Annotated in this window: 11 protein-coding genes and 1 tRNA gene; 8 read left to right on the top strand and 4 right to left on the bottom strand. The window is 62.2% G+C overall.

The genetic code is table 11. The annotated features are described in order from the left end of the window. Window positions 1-262: 262 nt before the first annotated feature. Window positions 263-339: transfer RNA gene (locus ACIGHL_RS18525), tRNA-Arg, on the bottom strand. A 330-nt stretch (window positions 340-669) separates the two neighbouring features. Between ACIGHL_RS18525 and gabD the strand changes: the two genes are divergently transcribed. From gabD to ACIGHL_RS18505, 4 genes are all read left to right on the top strand, one after another. Beyond that, window positions 670-2,118: an NADP-dependent succinate-semialdehyde dehydrogenase gene (gene gabD / locus ACIGHL_RS18520; protein WP_128119915.1), complete on the top strand. Its 1,449-nt coding sequence runs from the start codon at window positions 670-672 to the stop codon at window positions 2,116-2,118. Between the two features lie 307 nt (window positions 2,119-2,425). Continuing rightward, window positions 2,426-4,531, top strand: coding sequence for a 3-hydroxyacyl-CoA dehydrogenase NAD-binding domain-containing protein (locus tag ACIGHL_RS18515; protein WP_128119914.1), 2,106 nt, complete (start codon window positions 2,426-2,428; stop codon window positions 4,529-4,531). 43 nt (window positions 4,532-4,574) lie between these two features. Then, a complete protein-coding gene (locus ACIGHL_RS18510) occupies window positions 4,575-5,771 on the top strand; it encodes an acyl-CoA dehydrogenase family protein (RefSeq protein WP_128119913.1) in 1,197 nt (398 codons plus the stop codon). Window positions 5,772-5,783: 12 nt separating this feature from the next. Continuing rightward, window positions 5,784-6,926: an acyl-CoA dehydrogenase family protein gene (locus ACIGHL_RS18505; RefSeq protein ID WP_128119912.1), complete on the top strand. Its 1,143-nt coding sequence runs from the start codon at window positions 5,784-5,786 to the stop codon at window positions 6,924-6,926. Between the two features lie 344 nt (window positions 6,927-7,270). Here the strand turns inward: ACIGHL_RS18505 and ACIGHL_RS18500 are convergent, their stop codons facing one another. Then, complete coding sequence (locus ACIGHL_RS18500; RefSeq protein ID WP_128119911.1) at window positions 7,271-8,155, bottom strand: alpha/beta hydrolase family protein; 885 nt, start codon at window positions 8,153-8,155, stop codon at window positions 7,271-7,273. Between the two features lie 92 nt (window positions 8,156-8,247). Here ACIGHL_RS18500 and ACIGHL_RS18495 point away from each other — a divergent pair, with 92 nt between their 5' ends. Continuing rightward, window positions 8,248-8,829: a TetR/AcrR family transcriptional regulator gene (locus ACIGHL_RS18495; protein WP_128119910.1), complete on the top strand. Its 582-nt coding sequence runs from the start codon at window positions 8,248-8,250 to the stop codon at window positions 8,827-8,829. Between the two features lie 92 nt (window positions 8,830-8,921). On the opposite strand, the gene ACIGHL_RS18490 is transcribed toward ACIGHL_RS18495, so the two are convergent. Next, window positions 8,922-9,704 carry an IclR family transcriptional regulator gene (locus ACIGHL_RS18490; RefSeq protein ID WP_128119909.1) on the bottom strand — a complete coding sequence of 261 codons (783 nt, stop codon included), beginning with the start codon at window positions 9,702-9,704 and terminating at the stop codon, window positions 8,922-8,924. A gap of 613 nt (window positions 9,705-10,317) precedes the next feature. On the opposite strand from ACIGHL_RS18490, the gene rpmB reads away from it, so the two are divergent. Beyond that, entirely contained in the window at window positions 10,318-10,554 is a 237-nt protein-coding gene (gene rpmB / locus ACIGHL_RS18485) for a 50S ribosomal protein L28 (protein ID WP_019339373.1), read from the top strand. 11 nt (window positions 10,555-10,565) lie between these two features. Beyond that, window positions 10,566-10,721, top strand: coding sequence for a 50S ribosomal protein L33 (gene rpmG / locus ACIGHL_RS18480; RefSeq protein ID WP_045423166.1), 156 nt, complete (start codon window positions 10,566-10,568; stop codon window positions 10,719-10,721). Window positions 10,722-10,974: 253 nt separating this feature from the next. On the opposite strand, the gene aptA is transcribed toward rpmG, so the two are convergent. Further along, window positions 10,975-12,294, bottom strand: coding sequence for an omega-aminotransferase AptA (gene aptA / locus ACIGHL_RS18475; protein WP_128119908.1), 1,320 nt, complete (start codon window positions 12,292-12,294; stop codon window positions 10,975-10,977). A 204-nt stretch (window positions 12,295-12,498) separates the two neighbouring features. Here aptA and ACIGHL_RS18470 point away from each other — a divergent pair, with 204 nt between their 5' ends. Then, complete coding sequence (locus tag ACIGHL_RS18470; protein ID WP_128119907.1) at window positions 12,499-13,992, top strand: aldehyde dehydrogenase; 1,494 nt, start codon at window positions 12,499-12,501, stop codon at window positions 13,990-13,992. The last annotated feature ends 101 nt before the right edge of the window (window positions 13,993-14,093 follow it).

Here is a 14,093-nt window from a genome sequence, read left to right as displayed (position 1 = left end):
TCTGTGGGTAAACCGCTTGAGCTGCGTAATTGTCTAATCGATTGTGCAATGTGCACAGATAGCGTTTCGCTTTGTGCCGAAATCTGGCGATTTCGTTGTAAGAACCGACAAAGGCAGGCGGCCCTTTGGTGCAAGGCAATAGCTCTCTGCACCTCTTTTGCGCCAACTGGAGCGGCTTTACTAGAGGAATACAACGGGAGAAAGCTAGAAACGACAAAGCCCGCACGGGGCGGGCTCTGTAGGGTGTTCGTATACAACGATATGGCGCACCAGGCGGGATTCGAACCCACGACCCCTGCCTTCGGAGGGCAGTACTCTATCCAGCTGAGCTACTGGTGCGTTGCGGGGCGCAATCATACGCATGTCGTCTGCGGTCGTCCATGGCGCTTCGGCGGCTGGGTGGTTGGCGGGGGAGGGCTTCCCGCGGCGATTCGGTTGGTCATCAGGCTGAGCTATGGCGCGTTAATTTTTCCGAACATGTTGTTGCCTGTTTATTGGAGGAAAGCCTAGCATTCGTTCGAGATTTCAAACGCCCAGTCATGCAGCAGGAACCCCGAGGCCTTCCCTCGTTCTGACCTAGGTCAGGCGGATTTCCACTGCCAATTGCCCGTAACGGCCTCAGGGCCGTGGCTCATTTTCCGGCGCCGTGCCGGCTCTCAGGAGACTGCCATGCAACTCAAAGACACATCGCTGTTCCGCCAGCAGGCTTATATCGACGGAGCCTGGCAGGACGCGGATAGCGGCCAGACCATCAAGGTCAACAACCCGGCCAGCAACGAGATTCTTGGCACCGTGCCGAAGATGGGTGCTGCCGAGACGCGCCGGGCCATCGAGGCTGCCGAGCGCGCGTTGCCGGCCTGGCGTGACCTGACCGCCAAGGAGCGCTCGCAGAAGCTGCGCCGTTGGTTCGAGCTGATGATGGAAAACCAGGACGATCTGGGTCGTCTGATGACACTGGAGCAGGGCAAGCCGCTGGCCGAGTCGAAGGGCGAAATTGCCTATGCCGCCTCCTTTATCGAGTGGTTCGCCGAGGAAGCCAAGCGCATCTATGGCGACACCATTCCTGGGCATCAGAAAGACAAGCGCATCATCGTCATCAAGCAGCCGATTGGCGTGACCGCGGCCATCACCCCGTGGAATTTCCCGGCGGCGATGATCACCCGCAAGGCGGGCCCGGCGCTCGCGGCGGGCTGCACCATGGTGCTCAAACCCGCCAGCCAGACGCCATTCTCTGCGCTGGCCCTGGCTGAGCTGGCTGAACGTGCCGGCATTCCAAAGGGCGTGTTCAGCGTCGTCACCGGTTCGGCCGGCGATATCGGTGACGAGCTGACCGCCAACCCGACCGTGCGCAAGCTCAGCTTCACCGGCTCCACCGAAGTCGGTGCCAAGCTGATGGCCCAGTGCGCGCCGGGCATCAAGAAGCTCTCGTTGGAACTGGGCGGCAATGCGCCCTTCCTGGTGTTCGATGATGCTGACCTCGACGAAGCGGTGAAGGGCGCCATGCAGTCCAAGTACCGCAACGCGGGGCAGACCTGCGTGTGCGTCAACCGCATCTATGTGCAGGATTCGGTCTATGACGCGTTTGCCGAGAAATTTCAGGCAGCGGTGGCCAAGCTCAAGGTCGGCAACGGGCTGGATGAAGGCGTCGATATCGGTCCGCTGATCGACGACCGCGCCGCCGCCAAGGTGCGCGAGCATATTGAAGACGCGGTGGCTAATGGCGCCAAGGTCCTCACCGGCGGCAAGGCCCATGAAATGGGCGGAAGCTATTTCGAGCCGACCCTGATGGTCAACGTCCCGCACGATGCCAAGGTGGCGAAGGAAGAGACCTTCGGCCCGCTGGCGCCGCTGTTCCGCTTTAAGGACGAGGCCGAGGGCATCGCCCTGGCTAACGATACCGAGTTCGGGTTGGCCGCTTACTTCTATGCGCGCGACCTGGGCCGTGTGTTCCGCGTCGCTGAGGCCATCGAGTCGGGGATGATCGGCATCAATACCGGCATGATCTCCACCGAGGTCGCACCGTTTGGCGGGGTGAAGTCCTCCGGTCTGGGGCGTGAAGGCTCCAAGTACGGCATCGAGGATTACCTCGAGATCAAGTACCTCTGCCTGGGGTTATAAAACGCGCTGAGCTACGAGGAGCCGGCTCCGATGGAGCCAGGCTCCTTTTTTATGCCCGGTGGTCGGGCAATTCGACAAGCCGCGCTGGGCCGCGCTGGGTCCGCTAACGTTTGCAGTTGGCGTCGCATGAAGCCGGAAAACCCCGCCTTAGTTATGCCGAGAACGCTGTATCGGTTATGGCGCTTGCTAGCCGAGAGGATTGTTGCCAGTCTCTCGACATGCGGAAATGACTCGACTATTCTGCTGTGCGAAACATGATTCCGTGAAATAACAATTCCAATCATCATTTCACAAGCGGAGGCCTGCCATGACGGACGCCGTACGGCTCGAACTTCAGGGCGAGATTGCTCTGATCACGGTCAACAACCCACCGGTCAACGCACTCGGCCACGCCGTGCGAGAGGGCTTGCTGCAGGCCTTCCAGAGCGCGGAAGCGGATTCCCAGGTGCGCGCAGTGGTGCTGGCTTGCGAAGGCAGTACCTTTATTGCCGGCGCTGACATCAAGGAGTTCGGCAAGCCGCCGCAGGCGCCGAGCCTGCCCGAGGTGATCGAAGCTATCGAAGGCTCCACCAAGCCGAGCGTCGCCGTCATCCATGGCACCGCGCTCGGTGGGGGGCTGGAAGTCGCGTTGGGCTGTCATTACCGGATCGCCCGCAAGGACGCCAAGGTCGGCCTGCCCGAAGTGAAGCTGGGTTTGTTGCCCGGCGCCGGCGGCACCCAGCGGCTACCGCGTCTGGCCGGTGTCGAGAAGGCGCTGGACATGATTGTCAGCGGCACGCCGATCAGTGCGGCTGAGGCGGTCGAGCACCACATTGTCGACGAGCTGTTCGAGGGTGATCTGCGCGAGGCCGGCCTGGCTTATGCGCGTCGCCTGGTAGACGAAGGCCGCGGCCCGCGCCGCACGGGTGAACAGACCCAGGGTCTCGAAGGCGTCGACAACGAGGCGCTGATCCGCGCCAAGCACGCCGAAGTCGCCAAGCGCATGCCCGGACTGTTCTCCCCGCTGCGCTGCATTGCGGCGGTCGAGGCCGCGACAAAGCTGCCGTTGGCCGAGGGTCTCAAGCGTGAGCGCGAACTCTTCGCCGAGTGCCTGAACTCGCCGCAACGCGGCGCACTCATCCATTCATTCTTTTCAGAACGGCAAGCCGGAAAAATCAACGACCTGCCTGCCGACGTGAAGCCGCGCACGATCAATATGGCGGCGGTGATCGGTGGCGGCACCATGGGCGTCGGCATCGCGATGAGCTTCGCCAATGCCGGTGTGCCGGTGAAGCTGCTCGAGATCAACGACGAAGCCCTGCAGCGCGGTCTGCAGCGCGCACGCGATACCTACGCGGCGAGCGTCAAGCGCGGCAGCCTGACCGAAGACACGATGGAGCAGCGCCTCGCGCTGGTCGAAGGCGTCACCGACTACGCTGCGCTGGCCGAAGCTGATGTGGTGGTCGAGGCGGTGTTCGAGGAAATGGGCGTCAAGCAGCAGGTGTTCGAACAGCTGGATGCGGTATGCAAGCCCGGCGCAATTCTCGCTTCCAACACCTCATCGCTGGATCTGGACGCCATCGCTGCGTTTACCAAGCGTCCTGAAGACGTGGTCGGCCTGCACTTTTTCAGTCCGGCCAACGTTATGCGCCTGCTGGAAGTGGTGCGCGGCGAGAAGACCAGCAACGAGGTGCTCGCCACCGCCATGGCCATCGGCAAGCAGCTGAAGAAGGTCTCGGTGGTAGTGGGCGTCTGCGACGGCTTCGTCGGCAACCGCATGGTCTTCCAGTACGGCCGCGAGGCGGAATTCCTCTTGGAGGAGGGCGCCACGCCAGGACAGGTCGACGGTGCGCTGCGTAATTTCGGCATGGCCATGGGGCCGTTCGCCATGCGTGACCTGTCCGGTCTCGACATCGGCCAGGCGATTCGCAAGCGCCAGCGCGCGACGCTGCCGGCGCACCTGGATTTCCCCACCGTCTCCGACAAGCTCTGCGCCGCCGGTATGCTCGGGCAGAAGACCGGAGCCGGCTACTACCGCTACGAGCCGGGCAACCGCACGCCGCTGGAGAACCCCGAACTCGTGCCTATGCTGGAAGCAGCGTCGCAGGAGAAAGGCATCCAGCGAAAGGCGCTGGACGAGCAGTACATCGTCGAGCGCTGCATCTTCGCGCTGGTCAACGAGGGCGCCAAGATCCTTGAAGAGGGCATTGCCCAGCGCTCCAGTGATATCGACGTCATCTACCTGAACGGCTACGGCTTCCCGGCCTTCCGTGGCGGGCCGATGTTCTATGCCGACAGCGTTGGCCTGGACACCGTGCTGGCGCGGGTCAAGGAACTGCACGCACGTTGCGGCGACTGGTGGAAGCCGGCGCCACTGCTGGAAAAACTGGCCGCCGAAGGCCGCACCTTTACCGAATGGCAGGCCGGGCAATGAGCGCCGCCCGCCTGCACACCGATCGGACATCGAGGATCCAACAATGAACGTCAACTACACGGCTGAAGAGCTCGCCTTCCGCGATGAAGTGCGGGCCTTCCTAACAAACGAGCTGCCTGCGGACATCGCCGCCAAGGTCAAGCTCGGCAAGCACATGTCCAAGCAGGACCACGAGCGCTGGCAGCAGATTCTGGTCAAGCGCGGCTGGTACGCGCCAGGCTGGCCGGTGGAGCTGGGCGGTACCACCTGGGGCCCGGTCGAGAAGCACATCTTCGACGAGGAATGCGCCCAGTTTGGCGCGCCGCGTACCGTGCCCTTCGGCGTCAACATGGTCGCGCCGGTGATCATCAAGTTCGGCACCCAGCAGCAGAAAGACCACTACCTGCCGCGCATCCTCTCCGGTGAAGACTGGTGGTGCCAAGGCTACTCGGAGCCGGGCGCAGGGTCCGACTTGGCAAGCCTGAAGACCCGCGCCGTGCGTGATGGCGACCACTACGTGGTCAACGGCCAGAAGACCTGGACCACCCTCGGCCAGCACGCCAACATGATCTTCTGCCTGGTGCGAACCGACCCTGAAGCCCAGCAGCAGCGCGGCATCAGCTTTCTGTTGATCGACATGAGCACGCCGGGCATCAGCGTGCGTCCAATCATCACCCTAGACGGCGACCACGAGGTCAATGAAGTCTTCTTCGACAACGTCCGCGTGCCGGTGGAGAACCTCGTCGGCGAGGAAAACCAGGGCTGGACCTGCGCCAAATACCTGCTGACCCACGAGCGCACCGGGCTGGCCGGCATCGGGGCCTCGAAGGCCGCACTGGCGCACCTCAAGCGCATCGCTATGAAGGAAGTCTGCGACGGTAAACCGATGCTCGAAGACCCGCTGTTCCGCGCCCAGGTGGCGGAAGTGGAGATGCAGTTAATGGCCATCGAGATGAGCACCCTGCGCATCCTCGCCGCGGCGAAGGAGGGCGGCGTGCCCGGCGCGGAGTCTTCCATCCTAAAGGTCAAGGGCACCGAGATTCGCCAGGCCATCACCAGCCTGCTGCGTAAGGTGATTGGCCCCTACGCACTGCCATTCCTTGAAGAAGAGCTGCTGCTGGACTACGAAGGCGACCTCTTGCACGCCGACTACAGCGCATCGCTGGCTGGCGACTACTTCAACATGCGCAAGCTGTCGATCTTCGGCGGCTCCAACGAAATCCAGAAGAACATCGTCTCGAAGATGATTCTCGAGCTGTAAGGGGGCACCGCAATGGACTTCAAACTGACTGAAGAGCAGCAAATGCTGCAAGACACAGCGGCGCGTCTGGTGCGCGACGCCTACCCGTTCGAACAGCGCGAGAAATTCAGCGAGTCGGAACTGGGCTTTTCTGCCGAGTTCTGGGGCCAGCTGGGCGAGCTGGGCCTGACCGCCGTACCCTTTGCCGAAGAGATCGGCGGCTTTGGTGGCGGCGGCGTGGAAACCATGCTGGTCATGACCGAGCTGGGCCGCGGCCTGACGCTGGAGCCCTACCTGCAATCGGTGATCTTCGCCGGCGGATTGCTTAATCAGCTGGGCAATGACGCGCAGATACAGGATCTGCTGCCGCAGGTGGCGGCCGGCTCGCTGCAGCTAGCGGTCGCTTTCGAGGAGCCGCAGAGCCACTACAACCTCCATGATGTGCAGACACGTGCCGAGGCGGTCGACGGCGGCTATCGCTTGTCCGGCCGCAAGGCCGTCGTGATTGGCGGGCACAGCGCCGGGAAGATCATCGTCTCCGCACGCAGTTCAGGTGATAACCGCGATGAGGCCGGCATCAGCCTGTTCCTCGTCGATCCGAATGCTCAAGATGTCAGTCGCCGCGTCTTCCCGACCATCGATGGGCGTAAGGGCTGCGAGCTCTTCCTCGACAACGTTCAGGTCGGTGCTGACGCCGTGCTGGGCGAAATCGGCAATGCACTGCCCGCGCTGCGCTACCAGCAGGGCCGCGCCATCGCCGCGCAATGTGCCGACGCGCTGGGCAGCATGGACGAAGCCTGCAAGCTGACCCTCGACTACCTGAAGACGCGCAAGCAGTTCGGCGTGCCGATCGGCAAGTTCCAGGTGCTGCAGCATCGCATGGTCGACATGCAGACCGAGCTGGAGCAGGCCACCAGCATGGCGATCCTCGCCGCGACCTTTGCCGATGGCGAAGACAACGACGACCGCCGCCGCATCATCGCCGCCGCCAAATACATCTGCGCCCGCGCCGCGCGTAAGGTGGCCGAAGAAGCGATCCAGCTGCACGGCGGCATCGGCATGACCTGGGAATACAACCTCGCCCACCACGCCAAGCGGCTGGTGATGATCGCCCATCAGTTCGGGGACGATGACCATCACCTCAAGGCCTATGCGAAGTTGATGCAGGTGGCGTAGCGCACCAATCGAGACACCACGACCGGGCCCTATGGTCCGGTCTTCTATTTAGGCATCCTTTCTTATGGCGCGCCGGGCGGCCCTCCGCTTCATCGCATCGTCGGGGCGCAGGTGGTGGGCTGAAGCCCACCCTACCGCTTAGGTTTGGATTACGCCGATTTTTTACGTAGGAGCCAGCTTGCTGGCGATCTGGGGCTGCAGGGAGGTTTTGATCGCCAGCAAGCTGGCTCCTACAGCGGCTCAACGGTGAGTCGGGGTCGAGGGACTCAACGTGCGGCCGACGTGCCTATCGGTACCTTGCCCCATTGGTTGCGCAAGGTCCGCGACCGTTTCGAACGCACCATTTACGCAACCGCCTGATCATTTCCAAAGTTGAGCTCCGGCAGCAGGTAGTTCGTCCAGAGCGTAGGCGCGAAGGCTCGGCGGAAGAACCCGAAGTGGCCGATGCGATCGGCGCCGACTTCGTTCGGGGCGATGCGGCGCATCTGTTTCGGTGCGGCGGTGTAGAAGCCGTGCAAGGACTCGGTATTGCGCGCCGACATCATTTCGTCGTCGGTAAATGACAGGGACGTCAGCGGCGTCTGTACCTCGGCGAACGCGCGCCGCATGGGTTCGCCCTCGACGCCAACCAAGTACTCGGGATGCAGGCACCAGCGACGCCACTGGCGGATCACGCCGGCCGGCAGATCACCCACTGCCCCGATACGCCCACCGGGAAAGTAGCCGAACAACGGCGTAAGCAACGGCGCCAATCCATGCCAAAGCAACCATGCCTGGCGGCGAATCTGTGGGCTGTTCTCGCGCCAATAACCGCTGCCTGCGGCGATGGTCACGATGCGGGTGAGCCGCTCATGGCCTTGCACCAGGGGCAGGATTTGCGCGCCGACACTGTGGCCGATCCAATAGATCGGTCGCTCCCCGGCCGCTTCCACAACGTTGGCCAACACGGCACTGCAGTCGTGACGGGCCCAGTCGAGAATATCCACCTCAAGCTGACGTAAAGGGATATGGCAGGACTGGCCCATGCCGAGGTAGTCGAAGGTCACCACCAAAAATCCCTGGTTGGCGAGCCAACTGGCGAAATGGGCATAGAAGTCTTGTTTCACCGCCATTGCAGGAGCGATCAGCACGGCGCCGCGTGGTATGCCCTCAGGGTGATACCAGCAGCTCGCCAATTGATGGCCGTTACCGTTGTCGATCGAGCGTGCTTCAGCCTGTATCGTCGCCATGCCTGTTCTCCGGTCTTTTTGTAATGCCTGGATCGGTGCAGTATAGGACCAGTAGAAATTAATTCTAGAACATTATTCTAGTCGGAGATCGGATGGCCCGAAGTAGTCGCAAGCAAGAAATTCTTCAGGCCGCGCTCGCCTGCTTTACCGAGTTCGGAGTGGAGGCGACCACCATCGAGATGATCAGAGACCGTTCCGGCGCCAGCATCGGCAGCCTCTACCATCATTTCGGCAACCGTGAACGGATCATCGCTGCGCTTTACCTGGAGGGCATTGGTGAACACGCCGCGCTGCTGGAGGCCGGGCTGATCGATACGCTGGATGCCGAGGCGTGCGTCAAATTGTTCGTCACCAGCTACATCGATTGGGTCGTGGAAAACCCGGACTGGGCACGCTTCGTTCTGCACAACCGTGGGCGGGTAGAGGCCGGTGAGATGGGGGAACGACTGCGCGAGGTCAATCAGGCCCATGGCGAGCGGGTGAGCGCAATCTTGCGTCGGCACCGTGATAGCGGTGCCTTTCGCCGGATGCCGGGCGATTGCTTTCTGGCTGTAGTGATCGGGCCCTGCCACGACCTGGCCCGTAACTGGCTGGCCGGGCGCTCGCGCACTGCGTTGGCGGACTGCCGCGAACTGCTCGCGGACATCGCCTGGGCCAGCGTCCGGGCGCAGTGAAGGCGGGCTGATCGCCATCTTGGCGGAGTCGATGAGCGAAAGGTCGGTGAAGCCTACGCTTCCCGCTTGACTGGGCGTCGCTTAGGCAATGATCAGACGCCCAGGCTTTCGATATCGCGTGCGAGCATTTCCAGCTGATGCGCCAGCGAGCCGCGTAGGGTTTCTTCGCTGAGCTGGAACGAGGGCGCGCCGCAGGTCAGCGCCATGATGCTGCCGTCGGCCAGATGCAGCGGTACGCCAGCGGCCATCACGTTGCGGTCCCAGTCGCCGAGCGACAAGCAGAAGCCATGCTGGCGGAACTCGGCAAAGGAGCCGTCCAGCGATTGCTTCATGGTTGCCCAGCCGTCTCCGTACTTGGTTTCCAGCGCGGCCATCAGGTGCTCTCGCTCCTTGTCCGGGGTTGCGGCGAGGAAGGCGCGGCCTGCCGCGGTGGTGGCCAGGGGCAGGCGTACACCCGCGTCCATGCGTAGCGTCGAAACCTCGGCCGGACGGCAGTTCTCGATGTAGATCATCGATAGCCGGTCACGGCAGGTCAGCCCCACTGACGTGTTGGTACGGCGGGAAAACTCATCCATGTATGGCTTGGCCAGCTGGCGCACGCGCAGGTTGGACACGTAGGCATAACCCAGCGCCAGCACGCCGGAATCGAGCTGGTACTTTTCCAGCTGCGGCGAGTAGCTGAGGTAACCGAGCTTGGTCAGGGTGTAGGTCATGCGCGACACCGTCGGTTTGGGCAATCCGGTGATACGCGCAATGTCCTGGTTGCCCATCACCACCGAACCGTGGGTGAAGGCACGCAGTACATCCAGCCCGCGCGATAGCGCTTCGACGAATTTGCGGTCCTTGGGAGTTTCGGTGTCTTCGATGTCGCTCATGTGGTGTCGGTCTGTCTAGTGGTGGGGCGGCGGGGCCGCACGATAGCAGATCGCCCCTTCGCTCGGCAGGGCGGCCTTTACAGAATGCTCGGGCCTTGCCGCGAGTGCAGGCCATGGCCAGGTTGCTTGTCCCAATTCAGGCATAATAGCTGAAAATATCGGTTTTGCATTCCGCAGAGTAAAACGTCAGTTCGCTGAAAATGCTGGTTTGATGGTCGGATCTGATGAGTGCTGTATCGTTACGCGCGGTTGCTCTGCTTCGATATGACCCAAGCCGATGTGCCCGTTAGGCCGGCTCGTTGCCGGTGGGCGGTTGGGTCTATATAAAGAGGGGAAGACAAAGGCGACGAACGGCGTATTCCGGCAGACCTTGCCGGGCGCGGCCTAAGAAGGAATTGAGGCGATAGACGCCGATGCTTAAAAGTTACACCGCGCTTGTTGCCAGGGGGGCTTTCTGATATAAAGCAGCGCTCTTTTCTAGGGGCCCGGTTTCATCGCTTGCCGCGTAGCCGGTAAGACCCCAACGAAACGTGGCGCTGAGCGCCAAAAAGACATTTGAATTCAAGCGGCCAACCCATGCCGGGTTGGGCATGTGGTTTTAGAGGGCTGAGGCATGTCGAGAGTCTGTCAAGTTACCGGTAAGGGTCCGGTAACCGGGAACAACATTTCCCACGCGAACAACAAAACCCGTCGTCGTTTTCTGCCGAACCTGCAGCATCATCGCTTCTGGGTCGAGTCCGAGAACCGCTTCGTACGTCTGCGCCTGACTGCCAAAGGCATGCGCGTTATCGACAAGCGCGGCATCGACGCCGTTCTGGCTGAACTCCGCGCTCGCGGCGAAAAGGTTTAAGGAGAACTATCATGCGTGACCTGATCCGTTTGGTGTCCAGCGCCGGTACCGGCCATTTCTACACCACCGACAAGAACAAGCGCACCACTCCCGACAAGATCGAAATCAAGAAGTACGATCCTGTCGTGCGTAAGCACGTGATGTACAAGGAAGCCAAGATCAAGTAATTGATCGGCCCTTGAAGAAAAACCCGCCAATCGGCGGGTTTTTTCGTTTCGGGGCTAGAGGTCTTCAAGCTGTGGAACGCCAAAAGCTTCGCCCCGGGGCGGGCCTCCCACAAATGCTAAAAGCCAGCGCTCTGAGCCAGCGTCATAGCCCAGAGTCCCAGAGCCGAGCTCTGCACAGAACCGCTCCATTGGGAGGCGCGCCCCGCAGCGAATGCAGGCCGTAGGCGTGCCCAAAAAAGCTCCTCTCGTTCCGTCAGCCAGCCTTGCGAATGGCATCAGCCAGACGCTCGATCATCGCGTCGATATGCTCACGCTCGACGATCAGCGCCGGTGACAAGGCGATGGTGTCGCCGCTGGCGCGCGCCAGCAGACCGTCCTCGAAGCACTGACGGAACACCTCGTAGCCACGCTTGCCGACGCCGTCCGCATGGGCTGCGAACTGAATCCCGGACACCAGGCCGACCGTGCGAATGTCGGTCACGTTGGGTAGTCCCTGGAGGCTGAACAGGGCATCCTGCCAGTAATCTTCGAGCTCGATGGCTTTCTGGAACAAGTTCTCTCGCTGGTAGATTTCTTGGGTCGCAAGGGCGGCGGCGCAGGCCACCGGGTGGCCGGAGTAGGTGTAGCCGTGGAAGAACTCGATGGTGCTTTCCGGACCGTGCATGAAGGCCTCATGAATTTGCTCGTCGACCAGCACCGCGCCCATGGGGATCGCGCCGTTAGTCAGGCCTTTGGCGCAGGTGAGAATGTCGGGCGTAACGCCCCAGCGCTGGGCGGCGAAGGCCTCGCCGACCCGACCAAAGCCGGTAATCACTTCATCGAATATCAGCAAGATGCCGTGCTTGCGGGTGATCTCGCGCAAGCGCTGCAGATAACCTTTCGGCGGCAGGATCACCCCAGCGGAGCCGGACATTGGCTCGACGATCACGGCGGCAATGTTTTCTGCCCCATGCAAGGTGACCAGTCGTTCCAGCTCGTCGGCTCTTTCCGCGCCGTGCTCCGGCAGGCCGCGGCTGAATGCGTTGCGTTGCAGGTCGAGCGTGTGGGGCAGGTGGTCGACCCCTGGTAATAGCGCGCCAAAGGCCTTGCGGTTGTTGGCCATGCCGCCGACTGAAATGCCGCCAAAGCCGACACCGTGATAGGCCAGTTCCCGGCCGATCAGGCGGGTGCGACTGCCTTGGCCGATCGCCCGCTGATAGGCCAGGGCGATCTTCAATGCGGTGTCCGCCGACTCCGACCCGGAGTTTGTGAAGAACACTCGGTTCAGCCCTGCCGGGCTGATCTGTGCCAGCCGCTCGGCCAGTTCGAAGGGCAGCGGGTGCCCCATCTGGAAGGTCGGTGCGAAATCCAGCTGGGCGATCTGCCGGCTCACCGCCTCGGTGATCTCGCGGCGGCCGTGGCCGGCGTTGCAGCACCAGAGCCCGGCAGTGCCATCGATCACCTGACGGCCATCGGTGTCTGTGTAATACATGCCCTCGGCGCGCTCCAGCAGGCGCGGACTGCCCTTGAACTGACGGTTGGCGGTGAAGGGCATCCAGAAGTGTTCGGCAGATGTGGCGCGATCGTGGGCCATGACTAGCTCCGGCAGGGCGACGGGTTCGACGGCTATGCTGTAGCGCGACATCTCCCGAGCGCCCAGCGGTTTTGGCGAGTCTATGTTTAATAAAACGAACAAAACAAGGCAGAAAATGGCTGCTGCGTAAAAAATATTGATAGGCCTGGTGCCGCTGGTTTAGGGTGCTTTTCTGATTATTCGACAGACTACCGAGGACGCCCCATGACCACCCTGACTCTTGCCGATTGGCAACAGCGTGCCCGCGACCTGCGCATCGAAGGCCGCGCCTTCATCCAGGGCGAATACACCGAGCCCACCGGCGGCGCCCGCTTCGACTGCATCAGCCCGGTCGATGGGCGGGTGTTGGCGCAGGTGGCGAGCTGTGACGAGGCCGATGCTGATCGCGCCGTGATCAGCGCCCGTATGGCTTTCGAATCTGGCGTCTGGTCCCGCCTGGCGCCAGCCAAGCGCAAGGCGACCATGATTCGCTTCGCCAACCTGATCCAGGCCAACGCCGAGGAGTTGGCCTTGTTGGAAACCTTGGACATGGGCAAGCCGATCAGCGATTCGCTGAATGTCGACATGCCCGGCTCAGCCAATGCGCTGCGCTGGTCCGGCGAGGCGATCGACAAGATTTACGACGAAGTGGCCGCGACTCCGCACGATCAGCTGGGCCTGGTGACCCGCGAGCCGGTAGGTGTGGTAGCGGCGATCGTACCTTGGAATTTCCCCCTGATGATGGCCTGCTGGAAGCTTGGCCCAGCGCTGGCCACAGGCAACTCGGTGGTCCTCAAGCCGTCGGAAAAATCCCCGCTCACCGCCATCCGCGTGGCGCAACTGGCGATCGAGGCAGGCATTCCGCCGGGCGTGCTCAACGTGCTGCCGGGCTACGGCCACACCGTGGGTAAGGCGCTGGCGCTGCACATGGACGTCGACACGCTGGTGTTCACCGGCTCCACACGGGTTGCCAAGCAGCTGATGATTTACGCTGGCGAGTCGAACATGAAGCGCGTCTGGCTGGAAGCGGGCGGCAAGAGCCCGAACATCATCTTTGCTGACGCCCCGGACTTGGAGGCCGCAGCGAAGTCTGCGGCGGGCGCCATCGCCTTCAACCAGGGCGAGGTCTGCACCGCTGGCTCGCGGCTATTGGTCGAAAGCTCGGTCAAGGAGCGCTTCCTGCCGATGGTGGTCGAGGCGCTCAAGGGCTGGAAGCCTGGTAACCCGTTGGATCCGGCCACCAATGTCGGCGCGCTGGTCGATACCCAGCAGCTCGACACCGTGCTCGGCTACATCGAAGCCGGTCGCAACGACGGTGCGAAGGTGCTGATCGGCGGACAACGGACGATGCAGGACACTGGCGGCCTGTATGTCGAGCCTACGATCTTCGATGGCGTGAGCAATGCGATGAAGATCGCCCGCGAAGAAATCTTCGGTCCGGTGCTGTCGGTGATCACCTTCGACACCGCAGCCGAGGCGGTGAGCATCGCCAACGACACGCCGTACGGCCTCGCCGCCGCCGTGTGGACGGCTGATCTGTCCAAGGCGCACCTGACCGCCAAAGCGTTACGGGCTGGCAGTGTCTGGGTCAACCAGTACGACGGCGGTGACATGACTGCACCGTTCGGCGGCTTCAAGCAGTCCGGCAACGGTCGCGACAAGTCACTGCATGCCTTCGACAAGTACACCGAGCTGAAGGCCACCTGGATCAAGCTCTAACGATATCCGTAGATACCGTCTTCCCCATTAGCGCGCAAGGGCCAGTTGAGGGTCGAAACGCTGGCCCGATTTAAGTACCCCATAGGCGATGTGCAGCAGCT

The organism is Pseudomonas sp. NPDC077451, assembly GCF_044543345.1.
Lineage (GTDB): Bacteria > Pseudomonadota > Gammaproteobacteria > Pseudomonadales > Pseudomonadaceae > Stutzerimonas.
Note: the sequence above shows the minus strand (reverse complement) of the source record. Positions and strands in the feature narration are given on the sequence as shown.

What these genes read in the sequence shown, in the direction of transcription:
- rpmG (WP_045423166.1), top strand. Translation starts at nt 10,566, where the DNA reads ATGCGTGACCTGATCCGTTTGGTGTCCAGCGCCGGTACCGGCCATTTC.
- aptA (WP_128119908.1), bottom strand. Translation starts at nt 12,294, where the DNA reads ATGGCCCACGATCGCGCCACATCTGCCGAACACTTCTGGATGCCCTTC.
- ACIGHL_RS18510 (WP_128119913.1), top strand. Translation starts at nt 4,575, where the DNA reads ATGAACGTCAACTACACGGCTGAAGAGCTCGCCTTCCGCGATGAAGTG.
- gabD (WP_128119915.1), top strand. Translation starts at nt 670, where the DNA reads ATGCAACTCAAAGACACATCGCTGTTCCGCCAGCAGGCTTATATCGAC.
- ACIGHL_RS18470 (WP_128119907.1), top strand. Translation starts at nt 12,499, where the DNA reads ATGACCACCCTGACTCTTGCCGATTGGCAACAGCGTGCCCGCGACCTG.
- ACIGHL_RS18515 (WP_128119914.1), top strand. Translation starts at nt 2,426, where the DNA reads ATGACGGACGCCGTACGGCTCGAACTTCAGGGCGAGATTGCTCTGATC.
- ACIGHL_RS18495 (WP_128119910.1), top strand. Translation starts at nt 8,248, where the DNA reads ATGGCCCGAAGTAGTCGCAAGCAAGAAATTCTTCAGGCCGCGCTCGCC.
- ACIGHL_RS18490 (WP_128119909.1), bottom strand. Translation starts at nt 9,704, where the DNA reads ATGAGCGACATCGAAGACACCGAAACTCCCAAGGACCGCAAATTCGTC.
- ACIGHL_RS18500 (WP_128119911.1), bottom strand. Translation starts at nt 8,155, where the DNA reads ATGGCGACGATACAGGCTGAAGCACGCTCGATCGACAACGGTAACGGC.
- ACIGHL_RS18505 (WP_128119912.1), top strand. Translation starts at nt 5,784, where the DNA reads ATGGACTTCAAACTGACTGAAGAGCAGCAAATGCTGCAAGACACAGCG.
- rpmB (WP_019339373.1), top strand. Translation starts at nt 10,318, where the DNA reads ATGTCGAGAGTCTGTCAAGTTACCGGTAAGGGTCCGGTAACCGGGAAC.